This window comes from Halomonas sp. A020, from assembly GCF_027943625.1.
GTDB lineage: Bacteria > Pseudomonadota > Gammaproteobacteria > Pseudomonadales > Halomonadaceae > Vreelandella > Vreelandella piezotolerans.
This window is the reverse complement of the sequence record NZ_AP022850.1, coordinates 700,476-722,526: the sequence shown is the minus strand read 5'-3', so window position 1 is coordinate 722,526 and position 22,051 is coordinate 700,476. Positions and strand designations below refer to the sequence as shown.

The following is a 22,051-nucleotide window of genomic DNA, read 5'->3' as shown; positions in this document are numbered from 1 at the left end:
TGTTTATGCCGCTACTACACAGTACCGTTTACCGCTTGGAGCCTTCCCTCGACGGCGAACGCTTGAGTGTGACTGCCCCACCTACCGAGGCCGACACCGCCAGCGATGACGCGGTGATGGCAAGCTTGGTGAACGCGCTAAACGACACTTACAACACCAAGGCAAAAGGCTGGGGGCGTTTTGCCGAGCAGGGTGAGCAAGCGGGGCCGTTGGTGGCGTGGCTCAAGACGTATCAAGCCGACGAGCAAACCTTTGCCCAGTTGGCCAGCGCCATGGCCGAGCGGCTGGCTCAAACGCTGCAGGGCCAGCTCTCGGTGGGCGGTTTCTTGGTCATCGCCCATCTTCGTCAAGGTGACACCGAAACGCTGTTCATGGCGCTCGTGCATCAGCGGGAAGGCATTGGCTTCAACGACGCACACCAGGCGGTGCCCGCCGCCCAGCTCAATACGAGCCAGCTCACCCTGGCGGCCCGCATCAACCTGACCCAGTGGCAGAGCGGTACGGAAAGCACGCAGTACGTGTCGTTCCTGAAGGATCGCGGCGGTAAAAAGCTGGCCGACGGCGTCGCGGCGCTGCTAGGGATGGAGGAGGGCATCGATGCTCCTGCCGAAACCCGTACGCTGCTGAAAGCCTTTAGCGACTACGTCGAAAAAGAGGACCTGGACGACGATGCCAGCCGTGAAAAAACCGATACGCTGGTCGACTACGCCCACGAGCAGTTACGCCGTGGCGAACCCATGACGCTGGAAGAGCTCTCCGAGCTCGTCGACGAGCAGCAGCCCAAGGCGTTTTACGACCATATTCGCAACGCCGACTACGGCCTTTCGCCGGAAATTCCGCCGGACAAACGCACCATCAGCCAGTTTCGTCGCTTTACCGGTCGCTCTGGGGGCGTCTCGATCAGCTTTGATTCACACCTGCTGGGTTCCAGTATTGAATATGACGAAACCCAAGATCGGCTGATCATCAAACAAGTGCCCAAACAGCTCAAAGAGCAGCTTGCCAAGCGCAAGGATTGAGGCGGCACTCTCGAGGCATCTTGGAGTCCTAAGCTAGCCACTGACAGGAGGAGTTCGCCGTGCTGGATGCCATTCACTCTTTTTTTCAACAGGCCCTCTCTGCGCCTGAGCAGCGTGATGATCAAAGCCTGACCCTGGAGCTAGCCTCGGCAGCGCTACTGTGTGAGGTGATGCGCGCGGACTACGATCAGAGCGACGTAGAGCGCGCGGCCCTCAAGCAAATGCTGATGGCGCGCTACCGGCTCGATGAGCAAGATGTCAGCCAGTTGATGGCATTGGCAGAGGCGGAGGTCGACGATGCAGTGGATCACTATCAGTTCGTTAGCCTGATCAAACAGCACTACGACTACGATCAGCGCCTGGAGCTGGTGAACCTCATGTGGGAGCTGGCCTGGGCCGATGGCTCGCTCGACCCGCTGGAAGAGCATCGCATTCGTCGGCTGGCGGATCTACTTTACGTCAGCCACAGCGACTTCATTCGCAGCAAACTCAGCCATTCACCTGACGAGAGCGCTATCCATCGCAACACTCACGGCAAAGGAGCGCCGAGACGCCCATGAGCGATACGCAGGAAGCAACGAATTTAACCGAACTGATCCACACCATGGAACGGATGGAGCGGGAAAACGCGCAGGTTAGCGTGGATGATGTGGTGCATGCGGTGGGGCGGCGCTCGTTTGGTCCGCTGCTGCTGTTGGCAGGCTTGATTACGCTGGCGCCGATCATTGGTGATATCCCCGGAATGCCAACGCTGATGGCCGCCTTGGTGCTGCTCACGTCGGTGCAGCTTTTGATCGGTCGAGCAACGTTTTGGCTACCTGGTTGGTTGCTCAACCGCTCTTTGTCTCGGCATAAATTCGATAAAGGGCTGCACTACATGAAAAAACCGGCCCGTTGGGTCGATGGACTGCTGGGCGTGCGCTTGGCGTGGATGACGGGCTATATCGGTATTCGGGTGACGGCCTTCGCTTGCCTGCTGGTGGCGTTAGCGATGCCACCCATGGAGTTCATCCCTTTCAGTGCCAACGGCGCTGGATTGGCACTTTCGCTGTTTGGGCTGGGGTTGGTGGCGAGAGATGGCCTGATGCTCGCGCTGGGGTTTTTGCTGACGGGCGTAACGTTTACGGTCGTCTTGATGAATCTTATTTAATGCTTACCAAGCGCTGCTTGTGAACTGGCTCCGCTGGTCGACGTGTTAGGCAGAGTCAAGGTACGTTTGTGATGGGCTTGGATACCATAAGGAGCAATGCGTCTACGATGAGTCACTCACCTTCACCTCAGTCGACACCGCCACCCAAGCCGCCTCACGAGCAGTCTACTTGGGAGAGGCGTATCGAGACGGCGCTGTGGAATTCGCGCTTTTTGGTCATGCTGGCGGTGGTGCCAAGCCTGCTGGGCTCGCTGATGCTGTTTATCGTCGGTACGTTGGATATTTTCAAGGTAGTGGGGGATGTGCTGCACTACTACTTGGTGGACGACAGCCAAAATATCCATGACACCCTGGTGCCCGACATCATTATCGCGGTGGATATCTATCTGATTGCCATCGTGCTGCTGATTTTCGGGCTGGGCGTGTATCGATTGTTCGTCTCGCGTATCGACCAAGCCGAGGTGCGTTACCCCGCCCACCCCTTCAACGTCGCCTCGCTGGATCAGTTGAAAGACAAAATCGCCCGCGTGGTGATTCTGGCCGTGATCATCGAGTTCTTCCGCGCTGTGGTGGACATTCGCTTCGCCACACCGCTGGATGCGATCTACTTGGCACTGTCCGTACTGGCGCTGGCCGCTGCGCTCTACTTGATGAGTTTGGCGCATAAAGGGGAGTAGTTGGCGAGGGCGTGACGTTTCTTGCGCCGCGCTACTCATCCTCCAATAAACCGACGACCAGCTCATTCAACCATTGCTGAAATTGACCGCCGGGAGAGGGCGGCGTTGGGTCTGACGTAATCACCACCGTCATGTCGCGCTCAGGAATCACATACAGCGCCTGCCCGCCATATCCTCTCCCGTAAGCAACGTCTTCACCCGCGAGCGTCGTCATAAACCAGCCAAAACCGTAGCCATCGCCTGTCCAAGGCGATTGGCCTCTGGGCGTCCAAGAGGCTTCTACCCAACCCTCCGGCAGCACGCGCTGGCCATCGGTCCTGCCGTCATTACGGTATAGCTCCCCAATCGCAATGAGCGCGCGTGGGGAAAGCTGCATGTCGTTCCCACCAAAATAGATCCCTTGAGGGTCCTGCGGCCAAGGGGGAATCGCAATACCAAGCGGCTCGCCCAGCAAGCGCTGCGCAAGTGCAAGCGTGCTTTCGCCGCTGGCCTGAGTCAGCGCTGCCGACAGCAAATGGCTGGTGCCAGTAGAGTAGAGCATTCGACCACCAGGACGGTCGACGAACGGGCGTGTAAGCGCATCGTTGACCCAGTGAGCGCTAGCTACCCAAGCGCCGTAGTTGCTGCCGGAGGTGCGCTCCAACCCAGCCTGCTGGGCCAACAGGTGAGCGACCGTGATGTCGTTGACTCGACGATCGGCGCTGCTCGGCACGCTATCGAGTAGCGCTACGAGGGGCTGATCCACCGATTCGATAATGCCTGATTCGATGGCCGCGCCGGTCACGGCGGCCAATACCGTTTTAGAAAGCGACTTGACGTTGGCAGGCTCCGAGACGCCGGGACCGCCCTGATGATGCTCATGAATGATCGTACCGTCATGTGCCACCACGACGGTGTGTAGACGATCGAGGGTTCGGGCCTGTCGATCGAGTGCTTGCAGCGCCTCCGATGAAGGGGCTGACGCAAGGACCGGCGTAACGGTCAACGCACTTATTGCACACGCCAGCATAAAAGCCGTCGTTTTCATGGCGATACCTGAGAAGAGAGTGGTACGGCTCTGAAAGCCATGCACAGACAAGGTTCCCTCAGCGGAACGCTGACGGACATTACGCAAACCGATGAAAAGCCTGCTACGCTAAAAGCACCCGTTGAAGGGAAGCAACCCTTTGATTTCCATGAAACGCAAAAGCAAGGAGTGCCATTATGCGTAACATCATCTATATCATCGGCCTGATCGTTGTCGTGCTGTTTATTCTTTCGCTGTTAGGGCTGCGCTAAGCGGTTCTCTCAGAATCGAAGCGTTAGTACTGAAATATCAGTGCTAACGCAGCGCGACATCAGCATCTGCCAACGCCCGCTTTCTCAGCGGGCGTTTTCATATCGCTAATGATGCTCAAGCGCAGTCGGCGGCACCTTGACCAAACATATCGAACATTAGCTCTCGGCCCAATGGCGTCAACACCAAGCGGCCATAGTCATTGAACATGGCGGCGTCGCTCTTTTCCAAGGTGGTTTGGCAAATCGCCCAGCGCGGGTGCTGCTGGCGAAGCCTATCCAGCTCTTGGCGGGACAGACCTCGCTGTGTCAGTGTGATGGTTTCGAGCACGTGTCCGCTCTCATACAGCATTTCGGCCACGCTGGAGAGACAGTGTCGTAAGCTGCGCTGAATATGGAAGGAGGCGGTCGACGCAGAGTGTAACGCTTCGGCGGGCATGGGGGAGGCTCCTGCATTCGCAGCAAAATGGATGTGCTGCAGTGCATTATAATGCAGGAGGGGGATTAGACCAAGGTCTATATCAGGTGCTGGGTAGCGTCATCCAATCGCCATGTAGGCTGTCTACACTGGCCAACAAAGTAGATGGCTCATCCAGGGAGTGTGAGGATTGTCACCCAGGATGGGGGGCGCCCTAAAGTTTTTGAAACGCTGGCCGATAAAACATCAATAACTACTTCGACATCGAATCGTATTGGATAAGGGGCGTCAGCACGGCAGGCGGCTTTTTCAAAAAAGGACAGTAACGTATGGCTTCCATTTCTTCATTGGGTATCGGTTCAGGGCTGGATCTCAACGGCCTGCTCGACCAGTTGCAAGACGCTGAGCGCGGCAAGCTGGCTCCCATCGAACGGCAACTGGAAACCCAGCAAACCAAGATATCTGCCTACGGCCAGCTGCAAACGGCTTTGTCTGCTTTTCAAGACGCGGCCGACGTACTCAATGACAGCTCGCTTTATGAGAGCCTTTCTACCAACGTGGGAGGTGAGGCGCTCTCGGCAACGGCGAATGGCGAAGCGCAGCCCGGGAGTTATAACGTTACGGTGGATACGCTGGCGACTCGCGGTACCTTGGCATCGGTAGGCGTGACTGCCCAGGACGAGGCGCTTACCACCACTGAGCAGACGCTAACGTTCACCTTTGGTGATGGCAGCACGCAAGGCGTAACCATTGCCGCAGATAGCTCCCTCGAAGACATACGCGATGCTATCAATGCCAGCGAAGAGTCCGGCGTTAATGCGACTATCGTTTTCGATGGAACGGATTACCGGCTAGCGCTAAGTTCGAGTGAGACGGGCGCCGAGGCCTCTATCACCAATTTTAGCTTTTCTGACACGGCACCTTTTGCTGCCGATATTGATAACACATTGCAAACCGGCACCGATGCCTCTCTGAATGTAAACGGCATTGCCATTACCAGCCCTACTAATCAAGTAGAGGGTGCGATTCAGGGCGTCACGCTCAACCTTCAGGCCGAAGGCGACAGCACGGTGAAAGTCGAGCAAGATACTCGTGCAGTGCGCGAAGCGATTACCGGCTTTGTCGATGCCTACAACGATCTAAAAGGCACCATTGGCGAACTCACTAGCTTTAATGCTGAAACCGGCGCTGCCGGTGAACTGCTGGGTGATAGTGCGGTACGCACGGTGGAGTCTCGTTTACGCAGCGTGTTGGGTGGTGGCGTAGAGGGCCAGTTCTCCATGCTGACGGATATCGGTATTTCGTTGCAACGAGACGGCACGCTGGAAATCGATAGCGGCAAGCTAGATGATGCCATTGCCAATGATCAGGATGCGCTCTCTGCCTTTTTTGCAGGCGCTGCCGATAACGAAGGTATGGCAGGCCAAGTCAACCAAACCATCGAGCAGCTGTTAGGTAGTAATGGCACGGTATCCGGTGCTATTTCTGGTGCTGAAACCCGCATTGAGTCGCTGGGCGAGCGTTACACGCGCATGGAGCAATCCATCGAGCAGACCATTTCTCGCTATCGTACCCAGTTTGGTCAGTTGGATAGCATGATCGCTCAAATGAACCAAACCAGCAGCTACCTTACCCAGCAGTTTGATGCGCTAGACGCTCAGTTAGGCCGCGACTAAATGCACTAGAGCTAAAAATGTTGCAAAACGCCTGCGCTAAGCAGGCGTTTTTGTTGAAGGAATGAGCTATCTGTCGTTAAGAGGTAAAAAAAGCCTAAAGTTGGCCGCTGTTCCGTCGATAAACATGCTATCTATCCAGTCGCAACGCCACCGTTGGCGCATTTTATTAATGACTGTGGGTTTAGCCTTTTGCATCGAGGAACATCTGCATGGCGACAATAACCTCCCTAGGCGTCGGCTCTGGCCTGGATCTCACCGGTTTATTAGATCAGCTTCAAGAAGCGGAGCGCGGTAAACTCGCGCCTATCACGCTGCAGAAAAAGCAGCAGCAGGCAAAAATTTCTGCCTATGGCCAGCTGCAAACGTCATTGAACAGTTTTCAAGATGCGTTAGCAAAGCTCAACGACCCGAAACTCTACCAAAGCCTTTCTGCGAACGTGCGTGGTGATGCCATTAAAGCCACGACGTCTGCCAGCGCGCTGCCCGGTAGCTATCGGGTAGAGGTATCGCAGTTAGCCACTTCCGGCACGCTGGCCTCAACCCGTGTGACTGACCGAGACACCGCGCTAGACCTCCAGGGCGCGACAGCCCTACGGCTGGCTTTTGGCGGTGCGGACTCTGTGGATATTGATATCGCCCCTGGCAGCAGCCTCTCCGCGATACGCGATGCCATCAACGCCAATAAAGATGCAGGCGTTAACGCCACCATCATCAACGATGGCCAAGGCTACCGGCTGGCGCTCAGCTCTAAAAATACCGGCGCGGATGCTTCTATTGCCAGCTTTAGCTTTGTCGATACCAGTCAAGACCCGGCGGTAACGGTAGCAGGCCCTTTTGGTGAAGATACCGCCACCAAGCGTGCGGGCGAAGATGCAGCACTGACGGTCAACGGTATTTCCATTAGCAGTGCCAACAATCAAATAGAAGGGGCCATTCAAGGGGTCACGCTGAACCTAGCCGAACTCAGCATTGCCGATGGCGAAACGGCGACCAGTACCATCAATATCGAGCGCGACACGCTAAAGCAGCGCGAAGCCATCAACGGCTTCGTAAAAGCGTTCAACGATTTAAAAGGCACCATTGGCAAGCTCACCAGCTTCAGCGGCGATGCTGACACCGCCGGTGAGCTGGTAGGCGATAACACCGTACGCACCATTGAAGGTCGCCTGCGCAGTGTGCTAACGGGCGGTGTGGAAGGTGGCGAGCTAGGCACCTTGAACCAGTTAGGCATCACTTTGCAGCGTGATGGTAAGTTGAAAGTGGACGACGCTAAGATGAGTGATCTCGTCGCCAATAGCCCCCAAGCGCTGAGCGATTTTTTTGCAGGTGATAAAACCGCGAACGGAATGGCAGGGAAACTCACTACCACCGTAGAGCAAATGCTCGGCAACAACGGAGTCGTCAAGCTGGCCATTAGCGGCGCTGAAAACCGCGTGAAAAGTCTAGACGAACGCTTTGTACGCATGGAAGTGACCATCGAGCGCACCATCAGCCGCTACCGCTCTCAGTTCGGCCAGTTAGACGCGATGATTGCGCAAATGAACAGCATGAGTTCCTACCTCACCCAGCAATTTGATGCGCTGGATGCACAGCTGGGGCGTAAGAGGTAATCGCTACCCGTTGTCCGCTAGCCCCCATCGTCAGGGGGCTTTTTCACTTCTGAGGTAAGAGGCAGCGTCGAAGGTGACTCCAGCCTACTACCGATATCGCCCAGTTACCAAATATTACATAATTTTTTACTACTTCCCCTAAAGGTTCTCCTCATCAGGCCGTTAATCAATATAACGGCGCAACAAGTAGCCGAAAAGCGGGCCTGACGGCCAGTTCACACGCAAGGAGAATCACCATGTCAGTGATCAATACCAACATTACTTCCATGATTGGCCAGCAGAATCTGCGCGAATCTCAAAACGCGCTTACGACTAGCATGGAGCGTTTGAGCTCTGGTATGCGCATCAACAGCGCAAAAGACGATGCGGCTGGTCAAGCAATTGCAAACCGTATGACTGCGCAGATCACCGGCCTGAACCAAGCTAGCCGTAATGCTAATGACGGTATTTCTATTGCGCAAACTGCTGAAGGTTCACTGAACCAAATTAACGACAACGTCCAGCGTATTCGTGAACTAACTGTTCAAGCACAAAATGGTACGAACAGCCAAGCTGACTTGGGTTCTATCCAAGATGAAATTACCCAGCGTCTAGCAGAAATCGATCGTATCTCCGCTGAAACAGACTTCAACGGTACCAAGGTGCTTGCTGATGGTGTTCAGGCAATGGACATCCAAGTGGGTGCAAACGATGGAGAAACTATCTCTATTGCGCTTCAAGCTATCAACTCTAGCGCCCTGAATATTGATGACTTCAGTGTTCGTGGTATTGAGCAGCCCGAAGCCGTGACCTTTGGCAGTGGCTCAACTGAATTGTCTACATTAGTTGTAGATGGTACCACCTTTAATTTTGGTTCTGCAGCCTCAGCTGATGCTAGTGCGAATGCAGTAACTTTTTCTGCTGCGCCGACCTTGAATACCTCCGCCGTACCTGCAGGCGTGACTTCAGCAACGCTTGTACAGCGTGAAGATGGCAGTTTCCTTGCACGAGTTGGTTCTGGTTCTGCAGCAGATTTCTACGAGGTTGATTTCGCTGTCGCCACCGCAGGTACTGCTTCAGCAGCGGCCGTACTTGAGTTTTCTATTCGTGGCGGAGCTGAGGCACAACCCCTAGATGCCGCCCGTGCAGGTCTAACCGATGTAGCAGCTAATGTAACAGAAGCCACAGCTAACCCATTGGCTACGCTTGATAGTGCACTGAGTACTATTGATGGTTTGCGTTCTGAGCTGGGTGCGGTGCAAAACCGTTTCGAAGACGCCATTACTAACCTTGATACCAATGCTACTAACCTCTCTGCTGCTCGTTCACGCATTGAAGATGCGGATTATGCCGTTGAAGTGGCAAGCATGACCCGTGCTCAGATCCTTCAGCAGGCGGGTACCTCTGTTCTGGCACAGGCTAATCAGATTCCGCAGAACGTTCTTTCTCTGCTGGGTTAATCTGACACTTAGCCGAAAGGTTGAAGTAGTGCATACCGACGGGAGCCTAAGGGTTCCCGTTTTTAATATATAGGAGATATTATTTTGTCTATTTCTAACGCTGAAAAAATCGAATCAAAAAAGAAAATCGATGGTCTTGTCACTAAGGTGATTGCAAACTCCGTAATTGCTGGATCTATGTCGGGAAAAACCGAACAAGAAAAGGAGAAAATTGCTAGTAAGGCTGCAGGAGCGATTGTTGAGCTAAAGACAGAGATTGATAGCCTTTTTAACAAAATATAAGCTTCTGGCTTAGCAACTCGGAGGTCATCGCCATGGATGAGCACATGCCAGAAAATTACAGCACACTGCGGGAGCCATTGGTGTAATTGCTTTGACCGATAACCACGTTTTGTGACGGGTATTTACTGCTTTACGTTATCGTTTTCTTGTTATCCTAAGGTCATGATTTGCTGCTTTATTGCGGGCTAGTACCGGCTCAGCCGCAGCGCCTAACGCCGCTTTTGCTTCCGCCCGGAGAATAACAGGCTAAAAATGCACACAGACCGCACCGATACCACTGCCGATTTCAGCTGGCAGTTTCAGGGCCGCATCATGGTGATGGATAACGGCGCTCGCCTGCCGTTCCAGAAAAATTTTGATGACCTGATGAAGCTGAATGCTCTCGCGACCATCATTTTCGACCCTGCTAGCCGCTTGACGGATAAGGAAGAGCTAAAAGGCCTGGATGAGTTTCAGGTGTTTCCACATGCGCTGCTTGGCAACGGTGAACCGGCCACGCTTTACGCCTGCATGGCCCCGGAGAAAAGCGGTACCCTGGAGCCGCTGGCACCCGAGCAGCTGCCCGAGCGCAAGCGTAGCGATTCACAAGTGCTGGCTAAAGTGCCCGTGCCTACCCTCCAGTTAGACGCCATCGAGGGCCTAAATCAGGTCGATTGGCTGTTACTGGATGAACTCAACGACAGCCTGGCCGTGCTGGAAAATGGTACGCAATATCTAAAAGAAACGCTGCTGATCCACGTGCGCCTGCCGTTAATGCCCACTTGTCAACGTCAGCCCGATGTGGCGACTATTTTTCAGTGGATGACGCAGCACGGGTTTCAATGCTACCGCTTTGATCAGCCTATCCACCATAGCCACTTGCCTAGAAAGCAAAAGCTAGAACGCCAGCAAGCCACTCAACTAGATACCATCGAAGCCGTGTTCACACCCGATGAACATCGTTTGGCGTGTATGGCACCTACCCGATTACTTAAGCTGGCTTTTTTAATGGACGCCGTTCATGGGGTGCATGACTTTACCCACCGGCTGTTGAGTAGCATTGACCCAGAGATGGCCACCCACTATTTAGCAACGCGTGGCTATCTCAGCCAGTATGATACCGAACCGGACACCTTCACCCTAACGGCCAAATATAGCCCAGCACCTTGGGACAAGCAGGGCCAGCATCCAAGCAGCCAGCCGCAAGCAGGAGGGTCAAGTGAGTAAAAAGAACAGCCGTAAGAACAGCAGCGTTGCAAAGCCAAAACAGTCATCACCGGCTAGTATCTACATCAACCGTGCGCAAGCTTTTTTACGTGACAACGAAATACAGCGCGGCATTAACATGCTACTGCAAGGCATTAAATTAGCGCCTGAAAATGCTGTGCTACACGCAATGCTAGGTGAGCAGTTAGGCAAGTATGGACGGGCTGAAGCCAGTATCAAGCATTATGAGAAAGCGCTGGATCTTGATCCCGGCATGCTGATGGTGCAGACCAACCTTGCTCAAGCTTATAGTCAACAAAACCGCTTTAATGACGCAGAACCGCTCATAAAAAAAGCATTGAATGTTGCACCAAACAACCCTTCCGTTTATATGGCCTATGGCGTTATGCAACAACGGCGTGGCAAACTGCCCGAATCGGTAGAGCACTTTCGTAAGGCGCTAACGCTTAAGCTTGAACAGCCTGAAGTTGTTGCTATAGATAGTGTTAAAAAAACAACATCGAAAAAAAAACGTGAAGATTTCAATAAACCTGAAACCGAAGAGCTCTTGTGGGATACTTTGAATCAGCTAGCGATGGCTAACGTGCATGCGTTTGCCCTCTATGGCACTTTGCTAGGGCTGGTGCGTGAAGGCGGTCTGATCAGTTTTGATAAGGACATCGATGTGGGGCTTCCCCATACTGAAATGGAGCGGGCGGTACGTTGTTTAGAAAACAACGGCTGGGTAGAAACTCCCAACCAGTTTTTAAATAACCCTCGATCAATGGTGCACTCTGTAAAAAAAGTCACGGTAGACCTTTCTGGCTTTGTAGTTGATAAGGAAAGTAACCAAGTATTTACTGGTTTTTGGTTAAAAGAAGAAGTGCCACACGAATGGAATGCTAACACTTATTACCCACCGCTTACACTTAAAAAAGATACCACACCGGCGGGCGAACCTATCTGGTCCTTAATAGATCCGAAAGCTTGGCTTGTGGCGCTATACGGTGAAGGTTGGAAAGAGCCTGACCCCACGTTCGATACGGTAATTCGAGCCAAAAACTATTTCAGATTTTCCTTATTGGTACAGTGCTATGCATTTTCTCGTATTTACAAGAAATGGCATGAAGGGGAAATCAAGAAGGCGATGGCTATGGTACAGGGCTCATTAGTGCACCTGCCGGACGACACGTTACTGCAACAGATTGAAGCGCGTTTGGAGTCGTTGTTATAACCCTTAAGGGCTCGAGAGCCCTATTTAATTAATCGATATGTTTTACGAAATAAGAAGCAGAGCGGTGTGCTAATTGCCGCTCTTGGTTTTTAGGCTTAAAGGATTTTTTTATGACGTGGTTTTCAGAAAACACAGGTTTTTCTTGCCTACTTTGTCATTATCATGATTATCAGCTACATTTTCAAAACGTTCGCGGTGATGAGTCAGGGAATTTAAAGATCGTGAATTGTGCTGCATGCGGGCATCGCCAGCTTTCTCTGCCAGTTTACAATCTTTCACATTACGAAAAAGATATGCAGGTTTACTCCTCCATCGAGGAGTGCGGTACCCCCCTGAAGAAGTTTATTGAAAATTCCTGGCTAGAAGCTCAACGCCGTGTAAACCGTGTTTTAACGGATCGGCTAATGCCCCAAAGTCAGCAATTTATGCCGGCTTGTCTTGATATTGGTGGGGGGTACGGGTTCTTTTCTCATTTGTTAAAGAGCGCACTACCCGGTGCACAAGTTGATATGCTCGACCCGAGCGAGGCGCGCATTGAAACTGGCAAAAAGTTAATAGAAGAGCGTGACGAAGTCCCAACGCAAATTCGTTATATCGCGGGCTTGCTTGATAATATCTTTGCTCATAATCATCAATCTACCTACGACCTTATCACGCTATGGCATGTGGTGGAACATGTTCCAGAGCCGATTCAATTGGTGAAGGATGCGTGGCAGTTGGTAAAGCCCGGCGGTTGGCTATCCATCGAAGTACCTAATGCGAATGACGAGCTTCTATCGCTGTCATCCGCTTTCGCTAATTATTCCTATATGATTGAGCATCTGTCGTATTTTTCGCCAGATAAGTTGAGTGAACTGATCGAGCTAGGGACGGATCGAAAACCTGATAATCTATATGGCTATCAGCGCTACGGCATTTTTAATTACATGCACTGGATTTATGCTAACGCCCCGCTAGGAGCTGAACCTGATTTTTTCCCAGGAGAAGACCGCTGGTGGTTAGAAAAGACGTGGCGAGAACAGCGAGCTGATGCACTAACAACAGATGCATTAGTGGTCAATATACAAAAACCGGAGCGTGGATGAAATGAGTAAGGTTGTCATTACTTACGGTACATTTGACTTATTGCATGTTGGCCATATACGCCTGCTCAGGCGCCTAAAAGCTCTGGGAGACACCCTTATAGTAGGTGTCTCTACAGATGCGTTCAATGCTCAAAAGGGTAAGGCATCAATTTATCCGTTCGACGAACGACGTGAAATTATCAATTCAATTAGTTTCGTCGATAAGGTTATTCCCGAAGAAACCTGGGATCAAAAAGCCAGTGATGTGAAGGAATACGGAGTGGATATTCTGGGGATGGGAGATGATTGGGCTGGCAAGTTTGACACACTATCCAATGATGTGGAGGTTGTTTATCTGCCGCGTACGGAAGGGATTTCCACGACAGATATAAGAACTGTTATTTCGCGTCTCGAAGAAGATAAGTTGCTCGCCCTGGAGTGTGCAATAGATCAAGTTAGCCGACTAGCGAAAAAATTACGTTAATTAGCAATATCCGTTTATTCGCACAGCAATCTGCAATCTCTATTTTTAGTGGCTTTTGATATCTAGACTGGATATGAGATATTCTGAATGGTTAGAAAAATAAAGCTCTAAAACAGAGCAGTCTTTAGTAGACTGCTTTCATAATTAACATCTCGATGGCTGAAGTGAGAGCTATATGACCACTCAAGTTATGAAGTCTATCGGGAGTTTTGTGCAAAATAGATTGGGTTAATAAGTTTCAAAAGTAAATGTGAGGGTTTTTAGTTGAAGGTAAAGCGAAAAAGACTCTGATGATACTATCGTTGTAGTGAAAGTTTGGGTTATAAGGGAAGGGCTTGTCGAGGGTGTCGGATTTTACGAAGCCAGAAGACAGTTTTTCTATGACGGCTGAGAGTCGCAGGTTTTTTGTTAGTTAAGCTCCGGCAGTTATATGGCTTTTCTCAAAACACATGCTAGTAACGTGTTCCTTTATGATATTGTTTTAAATGAAGGTAGAGCAGGTGTGTCTTCAGTTTCTGCTGTATTTGTGTATGAATTAACTAATCTCAACTTGGTGTAGAAATCAGGAAGAGGACGTTGCATAACTATGGTAAGTGATGCAGCGTTGACAACAAGCAAAGCATGGGAATCCGTGCTTGGAAACACCTTTATAGATGAAAATACTTATAAGAGCTGGATTAATGTTAACAAATCTGATCACTATTTTTGTGGATGGTCAGTCCAGGGTTGTTGATTTAGGCAGGATTGATATGTAATTCTGGTAAGGGTGTCGCCGCAGCTAAGTATGCGTAGTGTTACTATGGGAGACATTGTCTATTGGTCAGTAATTAACGCTCATTAAATATACTGATGCTAATTTAAATTAACAAAAGGTGAGGGGTGGTCACATAAGGTCTACGCCAAGACATGTTGTCATGTCTAGATGCCTTTGAGGCTACTGTACTGGAAAATGCCTAGATGTTTTATTAGCTTGTGCAATAGTTACAGGAACACAGCTGAGATGGGCATGACATCGCAAGGCCATAAAACTGTTATATTGGAATTAGATACCCTCATCAGAGGAACGCGGTTGCTGATTGAAAAGGTAGAGCTGCACGGATTAGACCAAACCCAGCCAGAGGATTACGACCAGCTGCTGGCTATTTTGGGAAAAGCCGTTAACCAGCAGCGTGAACATACGATGCAAATGCTCAACAAAGAGTGACACAACGTAACAGATAGTTAGCTTGCAAATTTTCTGTCCTAGGCTAATGTTTCATGCATAAAAATAAAGCTTTGCTTGGCTAACAACATGAGATATGGGCAATGGACACGCAAACCCTTTTATTGGTGCTGGCGATTGGTGCGATTTGGCTAAGTGTTACTTGTGGGTGTGTAGCACTATATCTATTTCTGGTGCGTGGAAGGGCGGGGGGCGTGCCTGTTGCCCAGGGTGCAGCTGTCGTTTCCAATGATTCGCTGTCTCCCCAGTCAGCACCGGTGTTACTCAATCAACAGAGCGCCGCTTGGGAAGTTCAGGTGCTGTTTAAAGCCCCCTCTCCCGCGTTGAATGACCGCCTAGGCGTGACGCTATCATCCGCAGGCGCGGTATACGAACAGCGCAGCAAGACCTTTGCCGTGACAGGAGATTCCTCGCGCACGCCGATCGTCATCGAAAACGCTGTAGGCGCTGGTCAGCTTCCCCCCTTAACCGAATCTCAAGCGAGCCACCCGCCAATTAAGGGGGTGAGCATTAAAATTGTTAAAAACAGCCGTACACTGACACCTAGCAAACTTCAGCTGGCGAAATTGGTATCGCTATCTAAAAAGCTGGCGCGCTTAGGGGGCACGGTGGTGGATGCCGAACAGCAGCCGATTACTTCCGCAGGTTTTCATGCGGTGATTCAAGGGCAGGCGAGAGTATAACGCTTATATGTTTGCCTCACTTCCCTGCTATAGGGCAAAGGTCTTTTCATTACGATGATTTCCCCCTGCCCATCACTTTCCTGCTAAATTCCCAACAGGGCATCGGGCCCGACGGCGGAGAGACACGGATGGGTAAGGTTCACTTTATTGGCGGTGAGAAGGGTGGGGTGGGGAAGTCGATGACGGCGCGGGTGTTGGCGCAGTACTACATCGATCACGAACGGCCGTTTTTGGGCTTTGATTGCGACGCCTCCCACGGCACGTTTTCACGCTTTTATCAAGAGTACGCCTCGCCGGTGGTGGTAGGCGACGACGACAGCCTGGACGGCATGCTCTCGGCGGTCGAGGAGCACCCGGAACGCGATTTGATCATCGATTTGGCTGCGCAATCGGCCCAGCCCATCAATCGCTGGATCGATGAAACCGATGTGTTCGGCCTGCTCGATGAGTTGGGTATGCAAGTCGTGTGGTGGCACGTGATGGACGATGGCGCCGATTCGGTGACGCTGCTGTCTCAGGTGTTGGCGCGCTACGCATCGCAACCCGTCGACATCGTGGTGGTGCAGAACAAAGGCCGCGGCGAACATTTCGAGCGCTTTCTGCAGTCAGATACCTATACGCAAGCTTTTGACCAGGGGGTGGCGCTCATCGAGCTTCCAAGACTGCATGCCAAGCTCACCCAAAGAATCGATTTCAATAACAGTAGCTTCTGGGCGGTGGCCAACGACCGCCGCCTGATGAACATTGCCGAGCGCCAACGTATGAAGGTGTGGCTACGGCATGCCTATGAGCAGTTAGAGCAGGTCGTCGGCCTGGGCGGCGAGTCGATGCAGTCAACTTGAGAGATGGCTAGTTCCAAAAAATCATAAGCAGGCGGTTTATTATTTCTTTTTTGCTGGTATCTTGTCGGCATTGCGCTGGTGACGGGCACCCCGACGCCAGTGCCCCTGTCTCTACGAGGGGCCTAAGGCCCGATGAGGAAAACCGTATGATGAACGTAAGCCGTTTGAAAAAGACTGTGATGGCGCTCTCCTTGGGCGTTGCGGGATGGGCATCCATGGCTGCCCAGGCCGACACGCTGCGTGTCGGTATGTCGGGTGGCTACTTCCCGTTCACCTATGTCGAGCAAGATGAGCTGAAGGGTTTCGAAGTCGATGTGATGAATGCAGTAGGGGAGATCACCGGCGACGAGATCGAATTCGTGACCGCGAGCTTCTCGGGCTTGGCGGGCATGTTGGAATCGGGTCGCATCGATACCATTGCCAACCAAATCACTATCACCGATGAGCGCAAAGCCAAGTATGCCTTTACCGCGCCTTATGTATACGACGGTGCCCAAGTGGTCGTACGTGCCGGTAACGACACCATCGAAGGCGTCGACGATTTGTCCGGCAAAAGCGTGGCGGTGAACCTAGGCTCTAACTACGAGCAGCTGCTGCGTGAGCAGCCGAACGCCGACGAGATCGATATCCGCACCTACGAATCCAATGTGGAGCAGGATGTCGCGCTGGGCCGTGTCGATGCCTTCGTGATGGATCGAGTGAGTGCCAGCCAGGTCATTAGTGAGCGCGGTTTGCCGCTCGCCTTGGCAGGTCAACCGTTCACCACCATCGAAAACGCGCTGCCGTTCCGTGACGACGAGGAGGGGCGGGCGCAGCGCGACCGCGTCGACGCTGCGCTGTCTGAACTGCGTGAAAACGGCACGCTGGGTGAAATCTCCCAGAAATGGTTCGATACTGACATCACGACGCCATAAGCTCGGCGAACCTCTGATGATGGCGGCCGTGGCATGACCACGGCCGTTTTGTTGATAAGCGATACGACGATGCTAAATGTGGAGTATATGTGGGGCCTGTTGCCGGTCCTTCTGAGTTATTTACCGCTGACGCTGCAGATGGCGAGCATCGCCATGGTATTTGCGCTAGTCATTGCCTGCTTGTTGGCGGTCGTGCGGGTGTTGAAGATTCCCGTATTGAACGGCGCCGCGCTGCTGTTCATTTCGTTTTTTCGCGGCACGCCCCTGCTGGTGCAACTATTTCTGTTCTACTACGGTCTGCCCCAGCTCATCGATGCGCTGATTTCCATTAATGGCGTGACCGCAGCGGTACTGGGCCTGACGCTGCACTTTTCGGCCTATATGGCGGAATCCATTCGTGCGGCCATCGTAGGTATCGACCGTAGCCAAACCGAAGCGGCGCTCTCGATAGGCATGACCCAGCCGCAGCTGATGCGGCGGATTATCCTGCCCCAAGCCACCCGCGTGGCCACGCCCACGTTGATGAACTACTTCATCGATATGATCAAGGCGACCTCGCTGGCCTTTACGCTCGGCGTGACGGAGCTGATGGGCGCCACCCAGAAAGAGGCATCGGGCAGCTTTTTGTATCTGGAAGCCTTCCTGTTGGTGGCGATCATCTACTGGGTCGTGGTGGAAGCCCTCTCTTGGGGCCAGCGCCGCTTGGAAACGTATTTGAATAAGGCGTACCAGCGATGATCACGCTTGAATCTGTCAGCAAGCAGTTTGGACAGCAGCCGGTCTTCAGTCATGTCGATTTACACCTCGAGCAGGGTGAGATCATCGTGATCATCGGCCCATCGGGCACCGGTAAGTCGACCCTGCTGCGCTGTATCAATTTTTTAGAGCGCCCAGAGGCAGGGCATATTACCGTCGGTGATCTGCGCGTCGATGCGCGAAAGGCGAGTCGGGCGGATATTTTGGCACTGCGCCGTCGCACCGCCTTCGTATTTCAGAATTACGGCCTGTTCGCCAATAAAACCGCGCTGGAAAACATTAGCGAAGGCATGATCGTGGTGGACAAGCTACCCAAGGCGCAGGCCCACGCTCGCGCCAGGGAGATCCTGGCGCGCATCGGTTTGGCGGATAAAGCGGATGCTTACCCTGCATCGCTCTCCGGCGGCCAGCAGCAGCGGGTGGGCATTGGCCGTGCCATGGCGGCGAATGCCGACGTCATTTTGTTCGATGAGCCGACCTCGTCGCTCGACCCGCAGTGGGTGGAGGAAGTGCTGGCTCTCATGAAGCAACTGGCGGCCGAGAAGCAAACCATGATCGTGGTCACCCACGAGATGCAATTTGCCAGAGACGTCGCCGACCGTGTGGTGTTTATGGACGAAGGTCAAATCGTCGAGCAGGCGCCACCAGAGCAGCTTTTCACCAATCCCCAAGACGAGCGCACGCGGCGCTTTTTGCGCAAGATTTTGGCACCCACGGGCCAGGCACTGCCGTAAGTGCACCATCGAAAAGCATTGACACCGGCTAGTAAGCCCGCTTTGCGCGTGATAGACTACGCCATCCTCTCAGACAAGACCCGTGAGCGGGCAGCTATAAGACTGCTCGTTACACTATTTAGCAGTGTTGAAAACCCTGCTAGATCAATTGGTTGTTACGGAAATGTCGTGATTTGGCAACTGCCAGCCGACAAACACATAGTAAATTCGTTGCCGTTGATAGGCAGCCCTTATTCTCCAAGGAGATACCTGTGGCGAACAGCAAGCAAGCACGCAAGCGCGCCCGCCAGGCCGAGACTCGTCGCGTCCTGAAAGCCAGCCAGCGCAGCATGGTCCGCACCTACATCAAGCGTGTGATCAAAGCGATCAACACCGGCGACCATGGCAAAGCGATGGAAGAGTTCAAGGCAATGCAGCCGGTCGTTGACCGTATTGCTGACAAAGACGTTCTTTCCAAGAAGAAAGCTGCACGTCTGAAAAGCCGCTTGAACAAGCGCATTAAGGCTCTGGCGGCGTAAGCCGGCAGGCGCCATAAAAAAACCGGCTGCGGCCGGTTTTTTTGTGCCTGAACGTCGCCTCGCAGGCGATGTGCGAGTCTCTATTTAGCCTCTAGTCGCCTGTAGGAAAGTACTTGATGAGCGCCGATACATCACCGCATGCCAATATGCCGCCACCCCGTCGAGGACTGATGCGTTCTGGGTTGGTGGTCAGCGCCATGACCATGCTCTCCCGGGTGATGGGGTTGGTGCGCGATGTGGTCGTAGCGACGTTCCTAGGAGCGGGCAATGGCTCCGATGCGTTCTTCGTGGCATTTAAGATTCCCAATTTCCTACGCCGTCTCTTTGCCGAGGGCGCATTCAATCAAGCCTTCGTGCCGGTGCTCTCGGAGTACTCTTCTCAGCGCACCAAGCAGGAGATCCGTGAGCTGCTGAACGCGGTGGCGGGCAGTCTGACGGCCCTGCTAGCGCTGATCACGGCGCTGGCGATGCTGGGCGCGCCCTGGCTGGTGTGGCTGTTTGCCCCTGGCTTTGGTCGCGACCCTGATAAACTAGCGATGACCGCCGATATGCTGCGGCTGACGTTTCCGTATTTGCTGCTCATTTCGCTCACCGCGTTCTCAGGCAGCGTGCTGAACACTTGGAACCGCTTTGCAGTGCCCGCATTTACCCCAGTACTGCTGAACTTGTCGTTGATCGGTGCGGCGCTGTTTTTGATGCCCCTGATGGAAGAGCCCGCCATGGCGCTGGCGTGGGGCGTGCTGATTGCAGGGGCGGCTCAGCTTGCGTTTCAGGTGCCGTTTTTACTGCGTTTAGGGCTTTTGCCCACGCCGTGGCCCAACTTTGCCCATGACGGCGTCAAGCGTATTTTAAAACTGATGGCCCCGGCGCTGTTTGGCGTATCGGTGTCGCAGATCAATTTGCTGTTGGATACGGTGCTGGCATCGCTGTTGGCGGCGGGAAGCGTCTCGTGGCTCTACTACTCGGATCGGTTGGTAGAGCTACCGCTTGGCGTGTTTGGGGTGGCGATTGGCACCATTATCTTGCCTGCACTTTCCAAGCGGCACGCGGAGCAGTCCACCGAGCACTTTTCCGCCATGCTGGACTGGGGGCTTCGCGTGGTGCTGCTGCTGGGCGTGCCGGCGGCATTGGCGCTGGCGGTACTGGCCGAGCCGTTTTTGATTACCCTGTTTCACTACGGGGCGATGACCGATAACGATATTCAGATGGCGGCCATGAGCCTGCGTGCCTACGCCTTCGGTTTAGTGGCCTTTATGTTGATCAAGGTGCTCGCGCCGGGTTTCTTTGCTCGCCAAGACACCAAAACGCCAGTCAAGGTAGGCATTATCGCCATGGTTGCGAACATGGTCTTCAACCTGGTGCTGATTTGGCCGCTGGCCCACGCGGGCTTGGCGCTGGCGACGGCGCTCTCGGCGTTTTTGAATGCAGGGCTGCTGGGGTACTTGCTCTATCGCCAGCAGGTGTTGGTGTTCCAGCCGGGCTGGGGGCGGTTTGGCGTACAGTTGATCGGTGGCAGCGTACTCATGAGTCTCGCGCTCCTGGTCGTCTCGCCTGAGTGGCAGGCATGGCTCGACTTCGGTCTATTGCAGCGCGTGGGGTGGGTGGCGGCCTTGGTCGTGTTGGGCGGCGGGCTCTACTTCATCTGGTTAACGGCGCTTGGCCTGCGGCTGCGCCACTTTAGAATGAACGGTTAAGTTAGGCGTTGGGGGCGATGATCTACTCCTGCACCTGGCCTGCGTGTTCGTTATAATTAAACGCTTTGATCACGGCCAGCGCTTTTGAAACCTAACGTTTTTAAAAAACTAACGCTTTTAAAACAGGGGTGCCATGCACGTCATTCGAGGTCTGCACAATCTGACAGCGTCCCATCGTGGCTGCGTGGCGACCATTGGTAATTTCGATGGGGTGCACCGGGGGCATCAGGCGATCCTGCAGCAGTGCCGTGAGCACGCTGCGCGCCTGGGCGTTCCGCTGACTGTTGTGGTGTTCGAGCCTCAGCCCCGCGAGTTTTTTGCCGGTGATCAAGCGCCGCCCCGTTTGACACGGCTACGCGAAAAGGTGCGCCTGCTACGCGACCACGGTGCCGAGCAGGTACTTTGTCTGCCGTTCAACGATGCGCTGCGCAGCCTGACCGCCCGTGAATTCATCGATCAAGTGCTCATCGAGGGGTTGGGTGTCAAGCACTTGGTGGTGGGGGACGACTTTCGATTTGGCTGCGACCGAAAGGGGGACTTCAGCCTGTTGGAAGCGGTCGGGCGTACCCACGGTTTTGGCGTCGAGCACACCCGCACCTTTAAAGTCGATGACGAGCGCGTGTCGAGCACCCGTGTGCGCACCCTGCTGGCCAGCGGCAACTTCGACGTAGCTGCCCGTTTGTTGGGCCGGCCCTACTCGCTGCATGGCCGCGTGGTGCGCGACCAGCAACTGGGGCGCACCATTGGCGTGCCAACTGCGAACCTACCGCTGCTGCCCCAGCCGCTGACGCTGCGTGGCGTGTTTGCGGTCGTGGCCGAGCTTGCCAGCGGTGAGCGCTATCCCGCCGTGGCGAACGTCGGCTTTCGGCCCACGGTGGGAGCCAAACGCCCCACGCTGGAAGTGCACCTGTTGGCGTTTACGGGCGATTTGTACGGCCAGCGGCTGACGGTTTACCCCTGCGCACGGCTACGGGGGGAAGTGAAGTTTGACGATTTCGAGGCACTGAAAACACAGATTCACCATGACCAAGCCAGGGCGCGCCGTTACTTTGCGGCCGTGGAGACTGGCATTGCACTCTCTCTTCCGCTGGCCTCGGCCCCGCTTGGGCGTGAGACCGCTTCTTCTGATTTCACTTCGGCGGATGACGCCGCCGATACAAACGACGGCTGACCGG

23 protein-coding genes are annotated in these 22,051 nt (G+C 53.6%); 21 read left to right on the top strand and 2 right to left on the bottom strand.

What is annotated here, in order from left to right; translation table 11 throughout:
• Positions 1-5: 5 nt before the first annotated feature.
• The 4 genes from FRH_RS03305 (at position 6) to FRH_RS03290 (ending at position 2,846) form a co-directional block, all read left to right on the top strand.
• Complete coding sequence (locus tag FRH_RS03305; protein WP_281997751.1) at positions 6-1,019, top strand: nucleoid-associated protein; 1,014 nt, start codon at positions 6-8, stop codon at positions 1,017-1,019.
• Positions 1,020-1,078: 59 nt separating this feature from the next.
• Positions 1,079-1,579, top strand: a complete 501-nt coding sequence (locus tag FRH_RS03300; protein WP_281997750.1) for a TerB family tellurite resistance protein — start codon at positions 1,079-1,081, stop codon at positions 1,577-1,579.
• Positions 1,576-2,169: an exopolysaccharide biosynthesis protein gene (locus tag FRH_RS03295; RefSeq protein ID WP_281997749.1), complete on the top strand. Its 594-nt coding sequence runs from the start codon at positions 1,576-1,578 to the stop codon at positions 2,167-2,169. Before FRH_RS03300 ends, FRH_RS03295 begins: the two co-directional genes overlap by 4 nt.
• 107 nt (positions 2,170-2,276) lie before the next feature.
• Positions 2,277-2,846 (top strand): YqhA family protein, encoded by a 570-nt coding sequence (locus FRH_RS03290; protein WP_139525746.1) that lies wholly within the window; start codon positions 2,277-2,279, stop codon positions 2,844-2,846.
• 31 nt (positions 2,847-2,877) lie between these two features.
• Here the strand turns inward: FRH_RS03290 and FRH_RS03285 are convergent, their stop codons facing one another.
• Positions 2,878-3,873, bottom strand: coding sequence for a serine hydrolase (locus FRH_RS03285; RefSeq protein ID WP_281997748.1), 996 nt, complete (start codon positions 3,871-3,873; stop codon positions 2,878-2,880).
• A gap of 366 nt (positions 3,874-4,239) precedes the next feature.
• Positions 4,240-4,560, bottom strand: coding sequence for a hypothetical protein (locus tag FRH_RS03280; RefSeq protein ID WP_281997747.1), 321 nt, complete (start codon positions 4,558-4,560; stop codon positions 4,240-4,242).
• A gap of 308 nt (positions 4,561-4,868) precedes the next feature.
• Between FRH_RS03280 and fliD (FRH_RS03275) the strand changes: the two genes are divergently transcribed.
• The 17 genes from fliD (FRH_RS03275) (at position 4,869) to ribF (ending at position 22,047) form a co-directional block, all read left to right on the top strand.
• Entirely contained in the window at positions 4,869-6,215 is a 1,347-nt protein-coding gene (fliD, locus tag FRH_RS03275) for a flagellar filament capping protein FliD (protein ID WP_281997746.1), read from the top strand.
• Between the two features lie 209 nt (positions 6,216-6,424).
• Positions 6,425-7,825 carry a flagellar filament capping protein FliD gene (gene fliD / locus FRH_RS03270; RefSeq protein ID WP_281997744.1) on the top strand — a complete coding sequence of 467 codons (1,401 nt, stop codon included), beginning with the start codon at positions 6,425-6,427 and terminating at the stop codon, positions 7,823-7,825.
• Positions 7,826-8,061: 236 nt separating this feature from the next.
• The gene (locus FRH_RS03265) at positions 8,062-9,264 is read left to right on the top strand and encodes a FliC/FljB family flagellin (RefSeq protein WP_281997742.1); all 1,203 of its coding nucleotides are present in this window, start codon (positions 8,062-8,064) and stop codon (positions 9,262-9,264) included.
• An 84-nt stretch (positions 9,265-9,348) separates the two neighbouring features.
• A complete protein-coding gene (locus FRH_RS03260; RefSeq protein WP_219861835.1) occupies positions 9,349-9,546 on the top strand; it encodes a hypothetical protein in 198 nt (65 codons plus the stop codon).
• 252 nt (positions 9,547-9,798) lie between these two features.
• Positions 9,799-10,752: a hypothetical protein gene (locus tag FRH_RS03255; protein WP_281997740.1), complete on the top strand. Its 954-nt coding sequence runs from the start codon at positions 9,799-9,801 to the stop codon at positions 10,750-10,752.
• Complete coding sequence (locus FRH_RS03250) at positions 10,745-11,965, top strand: tetratricopeptide repeat protein (protein ID WP_281997739.1); 1,221 nt, start codon at positions 10,745-10,747, stop codon at positions 11,963-11,965. Before FRH_RS03255 ends, FRH_RS03250 begins: the two co-directional genes overlap by 8 nt.
• A gap of 110 nt (positions 11,966-12,075) precedes the next feature.
• Positions 12,076-13,050, top strand: coding sequence for a class I SAM-dependent methyltransferase (locus tag FRH_RS03245; protein WP_281997738.1), 975 nt, complete (start codon positions 12,076-12,078; stop codon positions 13,048-13,050).
• 1 nt (position 13,051) lies between these two features.
• Positions 13,052-13,513: a glycerol-3-phosphate cytidylyltransferase gene (gene tagD / locus FRH_RS03240; protein WP_219861827.1), complete on the top strand. Its 462-nt coding sequence runs from the start codon at positions 13,052-13,054 to the stop codon at positions 13,511-13,513.
• Between the two features lie 1,006 nt (positions 13,514-14,519).
• The gene (locus FRH_RS03235) at positions 14,520-14,717 is read left to right on the top strand and encodes a hypothetical protein (RefSeq protein WP_281997737.1); all 198 of its coding nucleotides are present in this window, start codon (positions 14,520-14,522) and stop codon (positions 14,715-14,717) included.
• A gap of 101 nt (positions 14,718-14,818) precedes the next feature.
• Positions 14,819-15,418, top strand: a complete 600-nt coding sequence (locus tag FRH_RS03230; protein ID WP_281997736.1) for a hypothetical protein — start codon at positions 14,819-14,821, stop codon at positions 15,416-15,418.
• Positions 15,419-15,546: 128 nt separating this feature from the next.
• A complete protein-coding gene (locus FRH_RS03225) occupies positions 15,547-16,260 on the top strand; it encodes a mobilization protein (protein WP_281997735.1) in 714 nt (237 codons plus the stop codon).
• Between the two features lie 146 nt (positions 16,261-16,406).
• Positions 16,407-17,174 (top strand): amino acid ABC transporter substrate-binding protein, encoded by a 768-nt coding sequence (locus FRH_RS03220; protein WP_139525732.1) that lies wholly within the window; start codon positions 16,407-16,409, stop codon positions 17,172-17,174.
• A 69-nt stretch (positions 17,175-17,243) separates the two neighbouring features.
• Positions 17,244-17,912, top strand: coding sequence for an amino acid ABC transporter permease (locus tag FRH_RS03215; protein ID WP_139526218.1), 669 nt, complete (start codon positions 17,244-17,246; stop codon positions 17,910-17,912).
• The gene (locus FRH_RS03210) at positions 17,909-18,664 is read left to right on the top strand and encodes an amino acid ABC transporter ATP-binding protein (RefSeq protein ID WP_219861820.1); all 756 of its coding nucleotides are present in this window, start codon (positions 17,909-17,911) and stop codon (positions 18,662-18,664) included. Before FRH_RS03215 ends, FRH_RS03210 begins: the two co-directional genes overlap by 4 nt.
• A gap of 251 nt (positions 18,665-18,915) precedes the next feature.
• Positions 18,916-19,182, top strand: coding sequence for a 30S ribosomal protein S20 (gene rpsT, locus FRH_RS03205; RefSeq protein WP_083024671.1), 267 nt, complete (start codon positions 18,916-18,918; stop codon positions 19,180-19,182).
• A gap of 116 nt (positions 19,183-19,298) precedes the next feature.
• Entirely contained in the window at positions 19,299-20,876 is a 1,578-nt protein-coding gene (murJ, locus tag FRH_RS03200; RefSeq protein WP_281997734.1) for a murein biosynthesis integral membrane protein MurJ, read from the top strand.
• Positions 20,877-21,009: 133 nt separating this feature from the next.
• Positions 21,010-22,047: a bifunctional riboflavin kinase/FAD synthetase gene (gene ribF / locus FRH_RS03195; RefSeq protein WP_281997733.1), complete on the top strand. Its 1,038-nt coding sequence runs from the start codon at positions 21,010-21,012 to the stop codon at positions 22,045-22,047.
• Positions 22,048-22,051 lie beyond the last annotated feature (4 nt).